This is a genomic window from Salipiger sp. PrR003 (genome assembly GCF_010500785.1).
In the GTDB taxonomy this organism is placed as follows: Bacteria; Pseudomonadota; Alphaproteobacteria; order Rhodobacterales; family Rhodobacteraceae; genus Salipiger; species Salipiger pacificus_A.
In genome coordinates this window covers 1-16,520 of the sequence record NZ_JAAGOV010000057.1, presented here as the reverse complement: position 1 = coordinate 16,520, position 16,520 = coordinate 1, and the positions used below count along the sequence as shown (strand labels likewise).

The 16,520-nt window shown below is 67.2% G+C and carries 14 protein-coding genes; 4 read left to right on the top strand and 10 right to left on the bottom strand.

What is annotated here, in order from left to right:
• Positions 1-8 precede the first annotated feature (8 nt).
• Positions 9-980, bottom strand: a complete 972-nt coding sequence (locus G0D83_RS21045; RefSeq protein ID WP_164196666.1) for a TAXI family TRAP transporter solute-binding subunit — start codon at positions 978-980, stop codon at positions 9-11.
• Positions 981-1,266: 286 nt separating this feature from the next.
• Here G0D83_RS21045 and G0D83_RS21040 point away from each other — a divergent pair, with 286 nt between their 5' ends.
• Entirely contained in the window at positions 1,267-1,998 is a 732-nt protein-coding gene (locus G0D83_RS21040; RefSeq protein WP_370457292.1) for a MurR/RpiR family transcriptional regulator, read from the top strand.
• A 141-nt stretch (positions 1,999-2,139) separates the two neighbouring features.
• Here the strand turns inward: G0D83_RS21040 and G0D83_RS21035 are convergent, their stop codons facing one another.
• The 6 genes from G0D83_RS21035 to G0D83_RS21010 form a co-directional block, all read right to left on the bottom strand.
• Complete coding sequence (locus G0D83_RS21035; RefSeq protein ID WP_164196664.1) at positions 2,140-3,729, bottom strand: gamma-glutamyltransferase family protein; 1,590 nt, start codon at positions 3,727-3,729, stop codon at positions 2,140-2,142.
• 78 nt (positions 3,730-3,807) lie between these two features.
• Entirely contained in the window at positions 3,808-4,821 is a 1,014-nt protein-coding gene (locus G0D83_RS21030) for an ABC transporter ATP-binding protein (protein ID WP_164196663.1), read from the bottom strand.
• Positions 4,818-5,798, bottom strand: a complete 981-nt coding sequence (locus tag G0D83_RS21025; RefSeq protein WP_235940191.1) for an ABC transporter ATP-binding protein — start codon at positions 5,796-5,798, stop codon at positions 4,818-4,820. Before G0D83_RS21025 ends, G0D83_RS21030 begins: the two co-directional genes overlap by 4 nt.
• A complete protein-coding gene (locus G0D83_RS21020; protein WP_164196662.1) occupies positions 5,795-6,703 on the bottom strand; it encodes an ABC transporter permease in 909 nt (302 codons plus the stop codon). The genes G0D83_RS21025 and G0D83_RS21020 overlap by 4 nt, the downstream gene beginning before the upstream one ends.
• Positions 6,700-7,653: an ABC transporter permease gene (locus tag G0D83_RS21015; protein ID WP_235940190.1), complete on the bottom strand. Its 954-nt coding sequence runs from the start codon at positions 7,651-7,653 to the stop codon at positions 6,700-6,702. The genes G0D83_RS21020 and G0D83_RS21015 overlap by 4 nt, the downstream gene beginning before the upstream one ends.
• A complete protein-coding gene (locus tag G0D83_RS21010; protein WP_164196661.1) occupies positions 7,653-9,260 on the bottom strand; it encodes an ABC transporter substrate-binding protein in 1,608 nt (535 codons plus the stop codon). Before G0D83_RS21010 ends, G0D83_RS21015 begins: the two co-directional genes overlap by 1 nt.
• 220 nt (positions 9,261-9,480) lie before the next feature.
• Here G0D83_RS21010 and G0D83_RS21005 point away from each other — a divergent pair, with 220 nt between their 5' ends.
• The 3 genes from G0D83_RS21005 (at position 9,481) to G0D83_RS20995 (ending at position 11,406) form a co-directional block, all read left to right on the top strand.
• A complete protein-coding gene (locus G0D83_RS21005; RefSeq protein ID WP_108968583.1) occupies positions 9,481-10,125 on the top strand; it encodes a GntR family transcriptional regulator in 645 nt (214 codons plus the stop codon).
• 103 nt (positions 10,126-10,228) lie between these two features.
• Positions 10,229-10,828, top strand: a complete 600-nt coding sequence (locus G0D83_RS21000; protein ID WP_164196660.1) for a HupE/UreJ family protein — start codon at positions 10,229-10,231, stop codon at positions 10,826-10,828.
• Positions 10,825-11,406 (top strand): hypothetical protein, encoded by a 582-nt coding sequence (locus G0D83_RS20995; RefSeq protein WP_164196659.1) that lies wholly within the window; start codon positions 10,825-10,827, stop codon positions 11,404-11,406. Before G0D83_RS21000 ends, G0D83_RS20995 begins: the two co-directional genes overlap by 4 nt.
• A gap of 4 nt (positions 11,407-11,410) precedes the next feature.
• On the opposite strand, the gene G0D83_RS20990 is transcribed toward G0D83_RS20995, so the two are convergent.
• Genes G0D83_RS20990 through G0D83_RS20980 form a run of 3 tightly spaced genes read right to left on the bottom strand, consistent with a single transcriptional unit; the run spans position 11,411 to position 15,828 of the window.
• Positions 11,411-11,803: a response regulator gene (locus G0D83_RS20990; RefSeq protein ID WP_164196658.1), complete on the bottom strand. Its 393-nt coding sequence runs from the start codon at positions 11,801-11,803 to the stop codon at positions 11,411-11,413.
• Positions 11,784-15,230 carry a chemotaxis protein CheB gene (locus G0D83_RS20985; RefSeq protein ID WP_164196657.1) on the bottom strand — a complete coding sequence of 1,149 codons (3,447 nt, stop codon included), beginning with the start codon at positions 15,228-15,230 and terminating at the stop codon, positions 11,784-11,786. The genes G0D83_RS20990 and G0D83_RS20985 overlap by 20 nt, the downstream gene beginning before the upstream one ends.
• A gap of 49 nt (positions 15,231-15,279) precedes the next feature.
• Positions 15,280-15,828 carry a PAS domain-containing protein gene (locus G0D83_RS20980; protein ID WP_164196656.1) on the bottom strand — a complete coding sequence of 183 codons (549 nt, stop codon included), beginning with the start codon at positions 15,826-15,828 and terminating at the stop codon, positions 15,280-15,282.
• Positions 15,829-16,520: the final 692 nt, after the last annotated feature.

Below are 16,520 nucleotides of genomic sequence, written 5' to 3'. Positions count from 1 at the left end.
CCGCGATCTTACTCGATCAGGCCGGCTTCGCGGAAGTAGCGCTCGGCCCCGGCGTGCAGCGGCGCCGAGAGACCCGCGGTTGCCATCTCTTTCGGGTCGAGGTTGGCAAAGGCCGGGTGCAGGCCGCGGAACTGGTCCATGTTGTCAAAGATCGCCTTGACCACCTGGTAGACGACTTCTTCCGGCACATCCGCGGAGGTCACGAAGGTCGCGCCGACGCCGAAGGTGTGGGTGTCCTCGTCATTGCCGCGGTACATGCCGCCGGGGATGGTGGCGGTGCGGTAGAAGGGGTTGTCGGCGACCAGCTCGTCAACCGCTTCGCCCTCGACGTCGACCAGCACGGAGTCGCAGGCGGTGGTGGCTTCCTGGATCGAGCCCGACGGGTGTCCGACGGTGTAGACCATCGCGTCGATGTTGTTGTCGCAGAGCGCCTGGGACTGCTCGGCCGCCTGCAGCTCGGAGGCGACGGCGAAATCGTCCATGGTCCAGCCCAGCTTGTCCATCAGCACTTCCATGGTGCCGCGCTGGCCGGAGCCGGGGTTGCCGACGTTGACGCGCTTGCCCTTGAGATCCTCGAAGGTCTCGATGCCGGCATCGGCACGGGCAACCACGGTGAAGGGCTCGGGGTGGACGGAGAAGACGGCGCGCAGGCCCTCGAACGGCCCCTGTTCCTCGAAGCGCGAGGTGCCGTTGTAGGCGTGGTACTGCCAGTCGGACTGGGCGACGCCGAATTCCAGCTCGCCGCCGCGGATGGCGTTGATGTTGAACACCGAGCCGCCGGTGGATTCGACGCCGCAGCGGATCCCGTGCTCGGAGCGACCGCGGTTCACCAGACGGCAGATCGCGCCGCCGGTCGGGTAGTAGACGCCAGTGACGCCGCCGGTGCCGATCGAGATGAACGTCTGCTCCTGCGCGGTGGCTGCGCTCGCGCCGATCGCGGTGGCGGCGGCCACGAGGGCGCCGATGAGGGGTTTGGTCATGTCGTGTGTCTCCCTGGAAAGTGTCCGAGATTCGGCTCTCGCGTGTCAGTGAAACATTTCATTGCGAAGGGTCAAGTTAAACAATACAAATGTATCACGCCTGCCAACCCCACGACCTAAGTCGAAACCCCTTCGAGTAAAGACCCGGGAGGCCGAACTGCCGACAGCTTCTTCGCTAGACGATCTGGCCCGCGCGCTGCGCCAGCTCGGCCGCAGCGGCACACCGCGCGTCGCGGCGCTGGCACGCTGGGCGTCGGATCAACCCGAAGAGATCGCGTTGAATTCCGTGCGAAGCCTCGCCGAGCGCTCGGGGGCCAATGCCAACACGGTGGTGCGCCTGTCACAGGCGCTTGGGTTTGCGGGGTACGAAGCCTGCCGCAATGCCTTTCAGGATGCGCTGCGGCAGGGCGGCGAGTTCTATGGCAAGCGGGCGGAGGAGCTTTCGGGTCGGGACAGCGCCTCGGTGCTCGATGCGATCCGCGAGGCGGGGCACCGCAACCTAGAGTCGGCCTTTACCCCCGAGAGCCGGGTGGCGATAGACAAGGCCGCGCGGATCATGCTCGAGGCGCGGCAGGTCTACGTGGTGGGGGTCCGCAGCTGCTACGCGATTGCCGACTACCTCGGCTATACTGCCCGCATGGCCTTCGACAATTTCGCGCCGCGGGCGGGCACGCCGGGGGACATCCGCGACCGGATCGCCCTGGCGGGGCCCGGCGACGTGGTCCTGTCGATCAGCTTCCGGCATTACTCGGTCGAGACCATCGCGGCGCATGACCTGGCGCTGCGCCAGGGGGCGCGGACGGTTGCCATCACCGACGATCCCCGGGGGCCTCTGGCGCGTGGGGCAGAGGTGGTGATGCTGCCCGAGATGCACGGGCCGCAGCCCTTGCCGAGCATGATCGGCGCCTTTGCCCTGGCCGAAGCGCTGGTGGCGAGCATGGTGGTGCAATCGGACCGGGCGCTGGGGAACATCACCCGCTTCGAGCAGCGGCTGCACGAGGCGGGGGCATATCTCTAGGCTTTCGAAAGCAGGGCGCCAAGATCCTCGGCCTCAGCTCCCTTCGCGCGCCAGCGCTCCCTTCGGGACGAGCCGGGGCCGCAAAGAAAGACACCGCGCCGGAGGGGCGCGATGCTGTGGGGCCTTCGTCTCTGGCTTGGCTCAGAAGCCGAGCGCCATCCCGTCCTTGCGACTGTCGCTGCCGCCAGAGAGCAGGCCGGTCTCGGCGTCGATGCGGATCGCCTGACTGCCGCCGATCGGGCTGGTCATCACCTTGAGCTTGTGGCCGCGTTTTTCCAACTCGGCGCGGGCGTCGGCCGACACACCCGGCTCGACCTGCAACTCGCCGTCATGGGCGAAGCTGCGCGGTGCATCCATCGCCGCCTGCAGGTCGAGGCCGAGATCGAGCACCCCCGACAGGAAGGCCGCATGGCCGGCCGCCTGATACTGTCCGCCCATGACGCCGAAGGGCATGACCACCTCGCCGTCCTTGCGCAGCATGCCGGGGATAATGGTGTGCATCGGGCGTTTCTTCGGCGCGATGGCGTTGGGGTGACCCTCGATCAGCCGGAACGACGCGCCGCGCGAGTGGAAGAGCACGCCGGTCTCGGGGTCGAGCCGGGTCGAGCCGAAACCGTGGAAGATCGAGTTGATGAAGGACAGCGCGTTGCCCTCGGCATCGACCACGCAGAGATAGATCGTGTCCTTGTGCTCGGGCTCGTCCCAGAGGGCGGGCTCCATGGCGCGGGTCATGTCGATGCGCGCGGCGAGGGTGTCGACCACCTCGTCCGAGAGCAGCGTATCGACCACGTCCGGGCAGCTGGCCGGGTCGGCGATCAGCGCGTCGCGGTGGTGGTAGGCGAGCTTGGTGGCCTCGGCGTGCAGGTGGATGCGGTCCGCCTCGGACATCTGACGGCCCATGTCGAACTTCGACAGGATGCGCAGGATCAGCAGCGCGGCGAGGCCCTGGCCGTTGGGCGGGCATTCGATCACCTCATGACCGGCGTAGCTGGCCGAGATCGGGTCGGTCCAGAAGGCCTGGTCGGTGGCCTCGTGGAAGTCCTGGGTCGTATGCAGCCCGCCGAGCGACTGCAGGTGGGTGGCCATCTTCGCGGCGGTCTCGCCCTGGTAGAAGCCTGCGGCGCCCTTGGAGGCGATCTCGCGCAGGCGGTCCGCCAGCAAGGGCTGGGCGTGGCGTTCACCCGCGACGGGAGCGCGGCCGTTCGGCAAGAAGACCTTGGCGGCGTGCTCGTCCTTTCCGACCAGCTCGGCAGCCTCGGCCCAGTCCTGCGCGACGCGCGGGGTCACCGCGTAGCCGTTCTCGGCATAGCCGATGGCGCGGGCGAAGAGCCGCTCGAGCGGCATCGTGCCATGGTCGGCATGCAGCAGGCACCAGGCCGAGATGGCCCCGGGGATGGTCACCGAATGCGGGCTGGTCTGGGGAATTTCATCGCCGAGGCCCGCCTCCTTCAGCGCCGCGACCGTGGCGGCGGCCGGGGCGCGGCCCGAGCCGTTCAGCGCCTTCACCGGACCGCCCTTCGGCGCGTAAAGCGCGAAGCAGTCACCGCCGATGCCGGTCATCAGCGGATCGACCACGCATTGCACCGCCACGGCGGCGAGGGCCGCATCGACGGCGCTGCCGCCAGCCGAGAGGATCTCAATACCGGCTGCCGTCGAGAGCGGATGCGAGGTGGCAATCATCGCCTGCGAGGCCAGCGTGCTGGGGCGTTTGGCGGAGAAGAAGTCGAACATTCTTGGATCGTCCTGTCGGATATAAAAAGTGCCGAGATTTAGTTGTCCGTGAGTGATGGCGGTCTCGGCAGAGTCTCGTCAAGTGTCTGATGGGGAAAGCGGGTGCAGGCAGGCCACGGCGCGGCCCGTTCCCAGCGTTCCCAGTTGCGGGTCGCGGGTGCGACAATCGTCCTGCGCCATGGGGCAGCGGGTTGAGAAGCGGCAGCCCTTCGGCAGGTCAAGCGGGCTCGGGATTTCGCCGGGCAGCGGCTCGGGGATCGGCTCGAAGAAGCGCGGCGCGGCGCCCCGAAGGGCGGCGGCGTAGGGGTGCGCCGGAGCGTTCAGCACGGCGTCGGTCGGGCCGGTCTCGACGATGCGGCCAAGGTACATGATGGCGATCTGCTCGCAGAGATAGCTCGCCACGCCAAGATCGTGGGTGATGAAGACCAGCGTGAGGCCCATCTCCTGCTGCAGTTTGCGCAGCAGCGTCAGGAGCTGCGCCTGGGTCGACACGTCAAGGCCCGAGACCGCTTCGTCCGCCACCAGCACCGAGGGCTCGGAGGCCAGCGCGCGGGCGATGGCGACGCGGCGCACCTGCCCTCCGGAAAGGCCCGACGGGTAGCGCTTGGCGGCATCGGCGGGCAGGCCGACGCGCTCCAGCAGGTCGGCCACGCGGGTCTCTTCCTGCGCCTTCGGCACAATGCCGAAGTGGCGCAGCGGCTCGGCGATCAGCGCGCCGACGGTCATCCGCGGGTCGAGCGAGCTGCGGGCGTCCTGGTAGACCATTGCGACGTCGCGGGCGAAGCGCGTGCCTTCGGCGCGTACCTCGCGGATCGGGCGGCCGTGATAGAGCGCGCGGCCACCGCTCGGCGCGTCGAGCCCCAGCAGCATGCGCAGCAGGGTGGACTTGCCCGAGCCGCTTTCGCCGACAAACGCCAGCGAGGCCCCCTTTTCGACGCTGAGCCGGACGCCGTCAAGGGCACGCAGCCCGACCTTCTCGCGGGTGAAACGGCGGCCCGGCGGGCGGATCTGGAAGACCTTCTCGACCTCGATCAGCTCGAAGACGGGGGCGGTGCGGGACGGGGCTGCCGGGGCGGCGGTATCAAGCATCATTCCGGGTTCCAGCAGGCAAAGAGGTGGTCGCGCGCGTCGCTGCGCGCGGGATCGGCGGGGGTGAGCGGCGGCGCTTCGCGCGCGCATCGGTCCAGCGCGCGGGGGCAGCGGGTGGCGAAACGGCATCCGGCGGGCATCTGGTCGTGCGAGGGCACGGTGCCTTCGGGCGCCTGCAGATCCTTGCGCCCGATCTCGAGCACGCAGCTTTCGAGCTGGCGGGTATAGGGATGCCTGTGGCGCTTCAGCACCTCCTCGGAGGGGCCGGATTCGACCACCTGTCCGGCGTAGAGCACCACGATCCGGTCGCAGGACTGGCTGGCCAGCGCCAGATCGTGCAGCACGAAGATGCAGCTCGCGCCGCGTTCGCGGGTGAGCTTCAGGATCAGCCGGATGATCTGCGCCTGGATGGTCACGTCGAGCGCCGAGGTCGGCTCGTCGGCGAGCAGCAGGTCGGGGTTGCAGGCGAGCGCGATGGCCACCATCACCCGCTGCTGCATCCCGCCCGAGAGCTGGTGCGGAAAGGCCGAGAGCCGCGCTTCGGCGTCGTTGATGCCCACTTGAGTGAAAAGCTCAATCGCGCGGATGCGGGCCTCGCTGCGCGATAGGCCGAGGTTGCGGCGCAGCGTGGTGATCAGTTGCCGGCCCACGGTATAGGCCGGGTTCAGCGCCGCGCCGGCGTCCTGGAAGATCATCGACAGGCGCTGGCCGCGCAGCTTCACCATCTCGCGCTTGCGCATCGACAGCAGGTCGCCCGCCCCCTGGAGATCTGCGGTGCCCTCGACCTCGGCCCCGTCGAGAAGCTGCATGAGCGCGGTGGCGATGGTCGACTTGCCCGCGCCGCTCTCGCCCACCAGCGCCAGCGTCTCACCCTTGGCGAGCGAGAGGCTCACCCGGTCGAGGATCTTTGCCGGACCGCGGTGCACGGTCAGCTCCGAGACGTTCAGCAGCGCCTCGGCGTTGATCTGTTGCAACATCATGCGCCCCTCCGGCTCTTGGGGTCGTATTCCTCGCGGATGCCGTCGCCGACGATCGACAGGGCGATCAACAGCAGAGCGAGCGCGAAGCCGGGCATGGCCGACATCCACGGCGCGAAGCTGACGAAGTCACGGCCCTCGGCGATCATCAGCCCCCAGTCGGGGGTCGGGGGTGTCACGCCGATGCCGAGGAACGACAGCGAGGACGACACGAGGATGGCCTCGGAGATGCGGATGGTGACCTGCACGGCGAGCGGGAAAACCACGTTTGGCAGGATGTGGCGGCGGATCACCTGCAGCGAGGGGATCGACATCAGCTGTGCCGCTTCGACGAAGCCCTGCACCTTCACCTGCATGACGTCGGCGCGGACGGTGCGCGAGAAGGGCCCGATCATCGACAGGCCCACGGCGATCACCACCTTGTCGACGCCCTGTCCCAGGATGGCGATGAAGGCGACGGCAAGGATCAGCGAGGGCAGGGCGAGGATGGAATCGATGAGCCGCATCAGCGACCATTCCACCCAGCCGCCCGAAAGCCCGGCGGCAAGGCCGATCACCAGCCCTCCGGCGGCGCCGATCAGCACCGAGAAGAGGCCAATCACCAGCGCATAGCGGGCGCCATAGATGACCCGCGACAGTATGTCCTGCCCGTAGCTGTCGGTGCCCAGTGGATGCGCGCCCGAAGGCGGCTGCATCATGGCGTCCATCGACTGCATCACCGGATCGTAGGGCGCAACATGCGGCGCGAAGATCGCGGCCAGCAGGTAGGCGGCGGCGATGACCAGCGCGACGGTGAAGAAGGGGCGGCGCACGAAGATCGAGCGGCGCTTGCGGCTCTGCGCCTGCGGTGCCGGCCCGGCGGGCGGCAGCGTCGCGGGGGCCGGGGCGTTGGTGGCCTCTGCGCTCATTTGCGGTCTCTCAATCTGGGGTCGAGGATCGGATAGGAGAGGTCGACCAGCAGGTTGACCCCGATGAAGAGGAAGGCGGTCATCATCACTCCGGCCTGCACCACCATGTACTCGCGCCCCAGCACCGCCGAGGTCAGCATCTGGCCTATGCCCGGCAGGTTGAAGACGGTCTCGGTCAGCACCGTGCCCTGCAGCAGCGTGCCGAGCTGCAGCCCGAGGATGGTGACCAGCGGCATGGCGATGTTGCGCACGCCGTGCACCCAGATCACCCGCCAGCCGGGCTCGCCGCGCGCGCGGGCGGCGGCGATATAGGGCTGGTCGAGCACCTCGATCAGCGTGGCGCGGGTCAGGCGCGTGATCATCGCGATGAAGTAGGTGGAAAGCGTCAGACCCGGCAGGATCATGTGGTAGACGCCGGTCCAGAAGTCCTCCCAGGGCGAGACATAGCCCATCACCGGGAACCAGCCGAGCCGCACCCCGAAGAACCAGATCAGCAGGATGCCAAGCAGGAAGGACGGAAAGGCGGTGCCGGTCAGGGCAAAGACCGCCGAACCCGCATCGAAGGCGGTGTCCTTCTTGACCGCCGAGAGAACCCCCAGCGGCACGCCGATCAGCACCGCGAAGACGAGCGAGAAGCTCGCCAGCGTCAGCGTCACCGGCAGCGCTTCCTTGAAGGCATAGGTGAAGATGTCGGTGCGGGCGACGAAGGAGGTGCCCCAGTCGCCCTGCACGAAGTTCTTTGCCCAATCGGCGTATTGCGCCAGGAAGGGCCGGTCCAGACCCATTTCGGCGGTGAGCGACTCGTAGGACTCCTGCGAGTATTCCGAGCCGAGCATGATCTGCACCGGGTCGCCCGGCGCCAGCTTCAGCAGACCGAAGGTGGCGACCGAGACGATGAACAGCACGACGAGCGTCTGCCCGAGCTTTCCGAGGGTCTGGACCAGCAGCATCAGGCGAGGCTCACCGTATGCAGGTTCACGAGGTCGGCGGGGATGTAGTTGAAGCCCTGCACCTTGTCCGAGAAGACCTTGTAGATCGGCATATGCGCCATGATCGCGATCGGCGCCTCATCCATCAGCAGATCCTCTGCCGCATAGTAGAGCTTGGCCCGCTCCTCTGTTTCCAGGATCACCTGCGCCTGCTTGCACAGGTCGTCGAACTCGGTGTTGACCCAGCCGCAGAAGTTCCAGGCGCCGTCCGACTTGAACTCGGGGTAGATCGTCTCGTCGGGGTCGAGGTCGGCCACCCATTCGAAGTCGTAGAGGTCGAAGTCGCCCTCGTTGCGGCGCTTGACCCAGGCGGCGGGCTCGATCAGCTCGAGCTTCACCTTGATGCCGATCTCGGCCAGCATCGGCGCCACGGTCTGCGCGATGCGCGTGCCGACCGGGCCGCGCTCGGCCATCATGTAGGTCACTTCGATCTCGTCCTGGTTTTCCGCCTTGGCGCGGAATTCCTTGGCCTTGTCGAGGTCGAACCACTGGCCGCGGCCCGAGGTGGCGATCTCGGGGTCGAAGAAGCCGCTCATCGGCGGGGAGATCGGGGTATAGGCCTGCTGGGCACGGCCGAAGTAGGCCTGTTTCACCAGCTTTTCGCGGTCCAGCGCCCAGGCGACGGCGCGGCGCAGGTTGATGTCGGTGAAGGGGCCTTTCTTGCAGTTCATGCCGACGAAGGTGTAGTTGCCCTCGATCTCGCCGTAGAGCTTCGCCTTGGGGAAGGCGTCGACTTGGTCGACCAGCTGCATCGGGCAGTCGGTCATGCCGTGGATCTGGCCCGACATCAGCGCGGCGAGCGCGGTCGAGGCCTCGTTCATCAGCACGAAGGTGACGCGCTCGAGCTTTGGCATGTCCGGCTCGAAGTACTCGGTGTTGGCCTCGAGCTCGATGGCGTCATTCTCGCGCCAGGACACGAACTTGAACGGGCCGGTGCCAACCGGGTTGCGGCCGTAATCGGTGCCGTATTTCTGCGCGGCGGCGGGGCTGACGATGGTGCCGGCGCGGCCGGTCGAGCCGTTAAGCGCCACGGGCAGGAAGGCATAGGGTTGCGAGAAGTGCAGCTTGACGGTCAGATCGTCGACGATCTCGATCTCTTCCAGAAGCTCCAGCTTCCAGGCGTGCGGCGACTTGGGCTCGCCTTCTTTCACCCGCAGCAGCGAGAACTTCACCGCCTCGGCGTCGCAGGGGGTGCCGTCGTGGAACTTGACGCCCTCGCGCAGCTTGAAGACGTGGGTCTTGTCGTCCTCGAGATCCCAGGTCTCGGCCAGATCGGGCTCGAAGGTCACCTGCTCGCCGTCATAGGAGATCTTCAGAAGGCCATTGTGGATGTTGTTGATGATCTGGATCGCCGACAGGAAGCCGGTGAAATGCGGATCAAGCGTGTCGATCACCTTGACCGAGGCGATCTTGAGGTGTCCGCTCTGCTGGGCGCGGGCAATCCCGGGGAAGGATCCCGCGCTCGTCGCGGCGACGATGCCGGCGCCGAGACCCTTGAGCACGGCGCGACGGCCGAGCCGGGCCGAGAGGCGCTCGGCCAGCACTTTCTTGTGGTCGACTTGCGTCATGTCTTGTCTCTCCTGTTGGCATGGTCTCCTCCCATGTCGAAACAAACCCATCGGGCCCCGCCTGTCCGGTTGTCCCGGCTCTGAGGTGCTAACAGCCCAATTGGACGGCGTTTTTTCGTGTTTCCTCCTGTACCGACCTGTTGTCTCGTGATTTCAGGTTGTGAGGACATGTATACATAAGCAAGATAAAAGTGTTCATTTCGACGGGGGCGGGGCGCATATGATTATTCGGACGGCAGAAAGCATTTTCGACAGTCTGGTGGATCAGATCGTGGCAGGGCGGATGAAGCCCGGAGAGCCGCTGGCCGAGCAGGCGCTGGCCGAGCAGTTCGGCGTCTCGCGCACCCCGGTCCGCGAGGCCCTGCACCGGCTCGAACAGGCCAACCTCGCCGAGCGCGGCGCGCGGCGCGCTTTCGTGGTGCGCCAGATGAAGGCCAGCGATCTCGCCGAACTGTTCGAAGCGGTGGGAGAGGTGGAAAGCGTGCTGGCCGCGCTGGCGGCGCACCGGATGACCGAGATCGAGCGGCGCCACATGCTGGCCATCCTTGAGGAAGGCAAGACCTGCGGCGAAGACCCGGAGCGCTACGGGCTGATCAACGCGCGGTTCCATGCGGCGCTGACGACCGGCGCGCGCAATGCCGCGCTGGCCTCGGTGCTGGACGAGCTGAACCTGCGCACCCAAGCGTGGAGGGAGGCGAACTTCCACGTGGATGCCTCGCGCCTATCGAGCTCGCGCGCCGAGCATGACGCCATCGCCGAGGCGATCATGCGGCAGGACGCCGAGGCCGCGCGCGGGCTGATGCGCAGCCATGTCGCCGCTTCCTATATGGTTCTAGCCGACATCCTGTCGCGCCGCGGGGACTGAGGCCGCCGCGCGCGCGACCCGGCAGAAATCCCCTCGCCACAGGCACAGGGGCATGGCACTCTCAGGGCGGGTCACCTATTTCGATGCCTGAAAGGATTTTGCCATGCATTCCAGACATCTCTGTGCGGTTCTGATCGCGCTCACCGTCGTGGCTCTCGGCTCGGGATCGCCGGCGCTGGCCCATTCGGGGGATGCTGCCGCGGGGGGCTTCGTGACGGGCTTCCTGCACCCGATCCTCGGCTGGGACCACGTGATCGCCATGGTGGCGGTGGGGCTCTGGGGCGCCTTTCTCGGCGCGCCCGCGGTCTGGCTGCTGCCGGTGACCTTCCCGCTGGTCATGGCGCTTGGCGGGATGTTGGGCGCGGCGGGGGTGCCGCTGCCGGGGATCGAGACGGGGATCGCCGCCTCGGGTCTGGTGATCGGGCTTGCGGTGCTCTTCGCGGCGCGTCCGCCGCTGCCAGTGGCGGCCGCGATCGTCGCGGTCTTCGCGATCTTCCACGGCCATGCCCATGGGACCGAGATGCCCGGTGCGGTGAGCCCACTGGCCTATGCGGGCGGCTTCGTGATCGGCACCGGGCTTTTGCACCTCTGCGGCATCGCCTTCGGAATGCTGACCCGCTCGCGCCCCGGCACGCTGGCCGTGCGCGGCGCTGGCGGGGTGATCGCGGCACTCGGCGCGGGCTTCCTGACCGGCGCGCTGTGAGGCGGACGGCCCTCGCGGCGGTCGCTGCGCTTGCGCTGACGCCGGGGGCCGCGCTCGCGCATGACGCCTTCGGAGACCTCGGGCCGTTCTACTCGGGGCTGCTGCATCCGGTGATGGCGCCGCTGCAGACGCTTCTGCTTGTGGCCGTGGCGCTGCTTCTGGCTCGGCAGCCGCTGGCCTCGGTGCGGCGCGCCTATCCGGCGCTGGTGCTGGCGGGGGCGGCGGGACTCGTGCTGCACGGGGTCTGGCCGGAGGTCGCGACGTCGATGCGGATCGGTGCCCTTCTGGCCATTGCGCTGGGGGCGCTGGCGCTATGGGGGATCGCGCTGCCGGGGGCATTGCTCGCGGCGCTCGCCATGGCGGGCGCTGCGCTTGCGGCGCTCTCGGGGGATGCGCCGTCGGCCACGCGCGAGGGGTTGCTCGGCGCGCTCGGCGGCGTCCTCGGGATCGCCGCCTTCGTGCTGCTTATGTGGGGTGCGCTCGACCTGCTGCAAGCGCGGTTGGGGCGGATCTCAGGCGCAGTCTGCGCCGCATGGCTCATTGCGATCGGCGGCATGGCGGCGGTGCTGCCAGGCTGACCGCTCAGGCGGCGCCCACGGTCTCGGCAGTCTGCAGGGCCGTGCGCAGCCCGGCAGGGTTGATCGGCTTCAGGCAGCATCCGGCCTGCGGGTACTTGGCGTGGATCTCGTCGTCGTAGACATGGCCCGACTGGAACACCAGCCCCACGCCCATGTCGCGCAGCCGATCCGCGAGGGGGAAGACCTCGCCATCCTTCAGGCGCACGTCCAGAAGAGCGATGTCGGGTCGCTGGTCTCCCAGCGCGGCAAAGGCCTCGCGCAACCCGGGGAAGGGGCCGATCACCTCGTAGCCGAAGTCCTCGACCAGCATCTGCAGGTCCATGGCGACGATCACCTCGTCTTCGCAAATCATAACACGGCCTCGGGTCGTGGTCGTCTCACCGCTCGTCAGGGACATAACGCAGCACCATCCTTCTTTCGTAGTCGCTGAAGTCTACGGACACCGTTCCGCCCAGCTGAACCGCAGAAAGCTGGACCAGCGTCGAGCCGAAGCCCGCTGCTCCGTCGTCTGGTTCAACCCGCGCTTCGTGAATTTCGTTCCACACCAGTTCGACAAATCTTCCGTCGCGGCGCCACGAGACCTCGAGCCGCCCCGGCGTGTGGCCCAGAACGCCGTATTTCGCCGCATTGGTCGACCATTCGTGCAGCAGGAGCGAGAGCGAGGTAAGCTCCTGCGTGGCCACCGGGATCTCGGGGCCGCCGGGGCTCAGCTCCTGGTCGCTGCGGTAGGGCGCGAGCGAGGCGCGGATCGCGTCCTCGAGCCCGAATTTGCGTCCGCTCGGGGTCTTCTGCGTGAGGTCATGCGAGCGTGCGAGGGCGTTGATCCGGGTCTGAACCCCCTCGACGAGGTCCGGCACATTCTCGGCCCGCCGCCCTGCCATCCGCACCATGCTCGAGATGATCGAGAACATGTTCTTCACGCGGTGGTTCATCTCGCGCAGCATCATCTCGCGCACGTCCTTGGCGTCCTGCTCCTTGGTGACATCAAAGAGCACGCCGAGTACCCGCTCGGCGTGCGGCGTGGCAATGCGGCGGCCGACGATCTCGATCGAGCGCGCATGCGCGCCGAGCCCGCTGAGCCGGGCCACCACGTCGATGGGTTCGCCGCGGTCGATGGCCGCCTCGATGGCGGCGCGCACGTCGTCCCGGCTGTCTTCGACGATCGATTGCAGCAGCCGCTCAAGGGGCTGGGTGTGATCCTCGACCCCGAGCAGGGCGCAGCCAGAGTCGTCCAGCGTGACCGTGCCGCCGCGCGGATCGCACTCCCAGACCGCCATCCCTGAAACATCCAGCGCCAGCCGCAGCCGTTCGCCCTCGTGCTTGAGCGCCGTCTCGAGACGCAAGGCATCGGTCACCTCGGTGAAGACCAGCGTGGCGCCGTTGAGGTGGCCGTCGCGGCTGCGATAGGGGGTGATGACCAGCGACCAGGTGCGCGACTCGCTCCGGTCGCTGACCCGCATGTGGCCCAGCTCGCCGGTACGCATCACGTCTGAAATGGCCTGCAGCACCTCTTCGTTGCGGCGCAGCGAAGAGGTCACCTCGGCCAGCGGTCGGCCCCGGTCGGCTCCGCGGAAGGGATAGATCGACTGGATGGCGTCGGTGAAGTTGCGGATCGCCATCTTGGAGTCGACCACCACCAGCGGCAGTGCCGTGGAGGCGAAGAAGTTCGACAGGTCGGCATTGGCCACCGAAAGCTCGTCGACCTTGCTCTTGAGCTCGTCGTTGACCGTCGAGAGCTCCTCGTTGGTCGACTGCAGCTCCTCGTTCATCGACATCATTTCTTCGTTGGAGCTTTTCAGCTCTTCGTTCGCGGTCTCCAGTTCCTCGACCGTGGTGTGGAGCCGGGCCCGGGTGTCGCGCAACTCGTGTTCGAGGCTCTGCACGTGGCTGTCGGTGGAATCGAGTTCCTCGAACGCGTCATCCTCCAGTGCCTCGAAGCGGTCGCGTTCGCGGAACACCAGAAGGATGCTGCCATCTTCCAGAGGGTCGGCGATCAGATCGAAGGCTTGCGTGCCGAACTCGGAGCGCGCCGAGAGATCCCGCGAAATCGTGCGCTTCTTGCTGCGTGCCACCTGCCGCAGGATCGCCGAAAGCGCCTCGCGCACGCCGGAGCGGGCGAGCGAGGGGGCGAAATTCTCGCTTTCGGGGCCGGGCGTGACCTCGAGGTATTTGCCGAGCCGCCCGGTGGACCGCAGGATCTCGCCGCGCACGGTGACCCGCAGTGTGGGCGGGGCGTAGACCGAGAGGATGCGCTCGGCCACGTCGCTTTCCTGCCAGTCGAGACGGGCAGGGGGCTCGGCGTTGTCGGCGGCGTGGCGGCGGCCCGACGGTTGGCTGCGCTGCGCGCTGCGCAGGTGCAGCGGGTACTCGGGGCGGCCAGTGTTGCGCTGGAAGATGCGCGCGCCCTGGTCGAGCGGCTTGAAGACATGGTCGTGCCGGCCCACCGTCTCGGACGGACCAAGGAACAGCGTCGCGCCGGGCTTGAGGGCGTAATGGAAGATCGGCAGGGCGGTCGATTGCAACTGGTCGCCGAAGTAGATCAGCAAGTTGCGGCAGGACAGAAGGTCTATGTTCGAGAACGGCGGGTCACGGACAATGGAATGCACCGAGAAGCGGATCATGTCGCGGATCTTGGCCGACATGCGGAAGCGCCCGTCGAGCGCAACGGTATAAAGGTCGCGCATCTCCTCGGGGATGTCGGCCAGGGCCGACTGCGGGTAAACCGCCTCGCGGGCGATGCGCAGCATCTGCTCGTCGATGTCGGTGGCGAAGATCTGGATCTTCGCCGAGCGCTTTTGCTTGCGTGCCTCCTCGGCGAACATCATCGCGAAGGTATAGGCTTCCTCGCCGCTGGAGCAGCCCGGGATCCAGACGCGGATCTCGTCCTCGTTGCCGGCGTTGCGTATCAGCGGCGCCACGGCCAGCTCGCGCAGGCGTTCGAAATGCTCAGGATCGCGGAAGAAACGGGTGACGTTGATCAGCAGCTCGCGGAAGAGGATTTCGCATTCGCGGGAATCCGAGCGCACCCGCTTGAGGTAGGCGCTTGCGTCGTCGAGATCGAGCACCTGGATACGCCGCTGCACGCGTCGGATCAGCGTCGACTTCTTGTAGCCCGAGAAATCATGCCCGACGAAGTTGCGCACCACCCCGCAGATGTCCTCGAGATGCGCCTCGACCGTATTGGCGAGTTGGCGGTCGGCGGTGTCGACCAGCGTGTGCGCATAGAATTGCTCGATCGCCTCGACGATCTCGCCAGGACGGCGGACGAAATCCACCAGCCCGGTGGCCTGGGCCGAGGTCGGCATGCCATCGTATTTCGCGGTGTCAGGCTCCTGCACGAGGCACAGCCCGCCATGCTCCTTGATCGCCCGCAGCCCGGCGCTGCCGTCGGCGCCGGTGCCCGAGAGGATCACGCAGGCAGCAAAGCGCCCCTGGTCGAGCGCGAGGCTCTCGAAGAAGTCGTCGATCGGCCGGCGAAGGCCGCGCGGCTGCGCGAACTCGGTGAGGTTCAGCACCCCTTTGGTGACCGAGAGCCCGTGGCCGGGCGGGATGATGTAGACATTGCCCGCGGTGATCCTCTCGCCGCCCGAGGCCTGGCGCACGCGCAGCTCCGTATGGCGTGCGAGCAACTCGGCCAGCAGACTCTCGTGGTTCGGATCGAGGTGCTGGATGACCACATAGGCGAGGTTGCTCGAGGCGCGTGCCGCGGTCAGCATTTCGCGGATCGCCTCCAGCCCGCCCGCCGAGGCGCCGATACCGACGATGCACAGGCGCTCGCTGTCGCCCTTCCCGGCCTGCGCCTGTTGCGCCTCCTTGTCCTTCATGCCTGCTCTTTCCTCGGCGATGCGGCCAGGCGGCCCGCCGGCTTGCGTGTCAGTCTTCGTCGGTGTCGAGGGAGAGCCGCGCCAGAAGGGCAACGGACTCCGAAATCATTTGTGCCGAGCCGATGATCGCCAACCCGAATTCGCGGCTGATCTGCTCGAGATCGTCGAGGGTGCGGGTCAACTCCATGTCGTTCTGCGGCAGCTTGTTGCGGCGCATCGCGGTCGTCATGTCGAACTGCGAGGCGAGCAGGAAGCGCGGGCTTTCGTCGCGGTCGAGGAGCCGCGTCATGAAGACGAAGTTGAAGAAGCTCGTGCCGTCCTTGCGGTAGTTGAGGATCGGGAAGCGGCCGCTGTGCGGCTCTTTGCCGCGCACAAACTCACGCAGGGGGCGGCGCATCTCCTCGGTCGTGTCCGCGCCCTGCAGGAACCGGCAATTGTGCCCGATCACCTCGTCGGCGGCATAGCCGGTGAGCGTGCAGAAGGCCTCGTTCACCAGGACCAGCGGGGCGTCTTCGCCGATCCGCGACACGGCAAGGGCAACGCGCGCGGAGCGCATGTAATCGCCGAGGGGTTTGGGAAGGCTGTCTTGGGCTGTCATCTCGGCAGTGTGTCTGGTCGGCGGTGGGGCTGGCAAGAGGGCGGATTGGCGGCGCGCGGGCGGGCTGCCGTAAAGATGCACTGCGGCGGCCACAAGGCAAGACGGCCTCCACCAGAATTTGTCACGACGACTCGCGGCGGACAGCGCTGACCCACGTTCCCTGGGGTGCGAGTCCTCGGGGAGCCGGTCCTCACGGGTGGCGCTCATGGGATGTGCCTGCGTTGTGCCTTGGCGACACTGCGCGAGTCCCATCCGACTCGGCCAAGCTTGGGTGCGAGTGTGGACACCCTTGTTGATAACTCTGTGGGCGTCGCAAGATGTGGGTTTCGGGGCGTTTGGCGGACCCTGCGGAAGCCGCGCCGTCGGGTGGGGATGCACAGAAAAATAGAAACGTATCTTGTTGTTATTGCGCAGTTATCCAGGAATCTCGCAAAAACTTCGGTCTCTTCGGAAAAATCCGCTTGCAGGCCCCGGGGGGTATCCGTAAAAGGCCCCTCACCGGCGGCGCTGAGGCGCACGACGGGACGCCAGACGGGGCGGCGGCGAGCGGAAACGCGGGGCTGGCGCAGACGAGGCGGACAGGAAATTCGAGAGACGGGCAGGCGGGCGCGCCGGAAGTTAGGGCGCACTGGTCTGGTTTTGTCTCTCACGCTCTTTGACATCGCAGATATCTGAAGAGATATGCGGGCGGC

Bases quoted from the DNA above. Each gene is read 5' to 3' on its own strand.
- G0D83_RS21045 (WP_164196666.1), bottom strand. From the start codon at position 980: ATGACCAAACCCCTCATCGGCGCCCTCGTGGCCGCCGCCACCGCGATC.
- G0D83_RS21015 (WP_235940190.1), bottom strand. From the start codon at position 7,653: ATGCTGCTGGTCCAGACCCTCGGAAAGCTCGGGCAGACGCTCGTCGTG.
- G0D83_RS21005 (WP_108968583.1), top strand. From the start codon at position 9,481: ATGATTATTCGGACGGCAGAAAGCATTTTCGACAGTCTGGTGGATCAG.
- G0D83_RS21030 (WP_164196663.1), bottom strand. From the start codon at position 4,821: ATGATGCTTGATACCGCCGCCCCGGCAGCCCCGTCCCGCACCGCCCCC.
- G0D83_RS20990 (WP_164196658.1), bottom strand. From the start codon at position 11,803: ATGTCCCTGACGAGCGGTGAGACGACCACGACCCGAGGCCGTGTTATG.
- G0D83_RS21010 (WP_164196661.1), bottom strand. From the start codon at position 9,260: ATGACGCAAGTCGACCACAAGAAAGTGCTGGCCGAGCGCCTCTCGGCC.
- G0D83_RS21025 (WP_235940191.1), bottom strand. From the start codon at position 5,798: ATGATGTTGCAACAGATCAACGCCGAGGCGCTGCTGAACGTCTCGGAG.
- G0D83_RS21020 (WP_164196662.1), bottom strand. From the start codon at position 6,703: ATGAGCGCAGAGGCCACCAACGCCCCGGCCCCCGCGACGCTGCCGCCC.
- G0D83_RS20980 (WP_164196656.1), bottom strand. From the start codon at position 15,828: ATGACAGCCCAAGACAGCCTTCCCAAACCCCTCGGCGATTACATGCGC.
- G0D83_RS20985 (WP_164196657.1), bottom strand. From the start codon at position 15,230: ATGAAGGACAAGGAGGCGCAACAGGCGCAGGCCGGGAAGGGCGACAGC.
- G0D83_RS21035 (WP_164196664.1), bottom strand. From the start codon at position 3,729: ATGTTCGACTTCTTCTCCGCCAAACGCCCCAGCACGCTGGCCTCGCAG.
- G0D83_RS21000 (WP_164196660.1), top strand. From the start codon at position 10,229: ATGCATTCCAGACATCTCTGTGCGGTTCTGATCGCGCTCACCGTCGTG.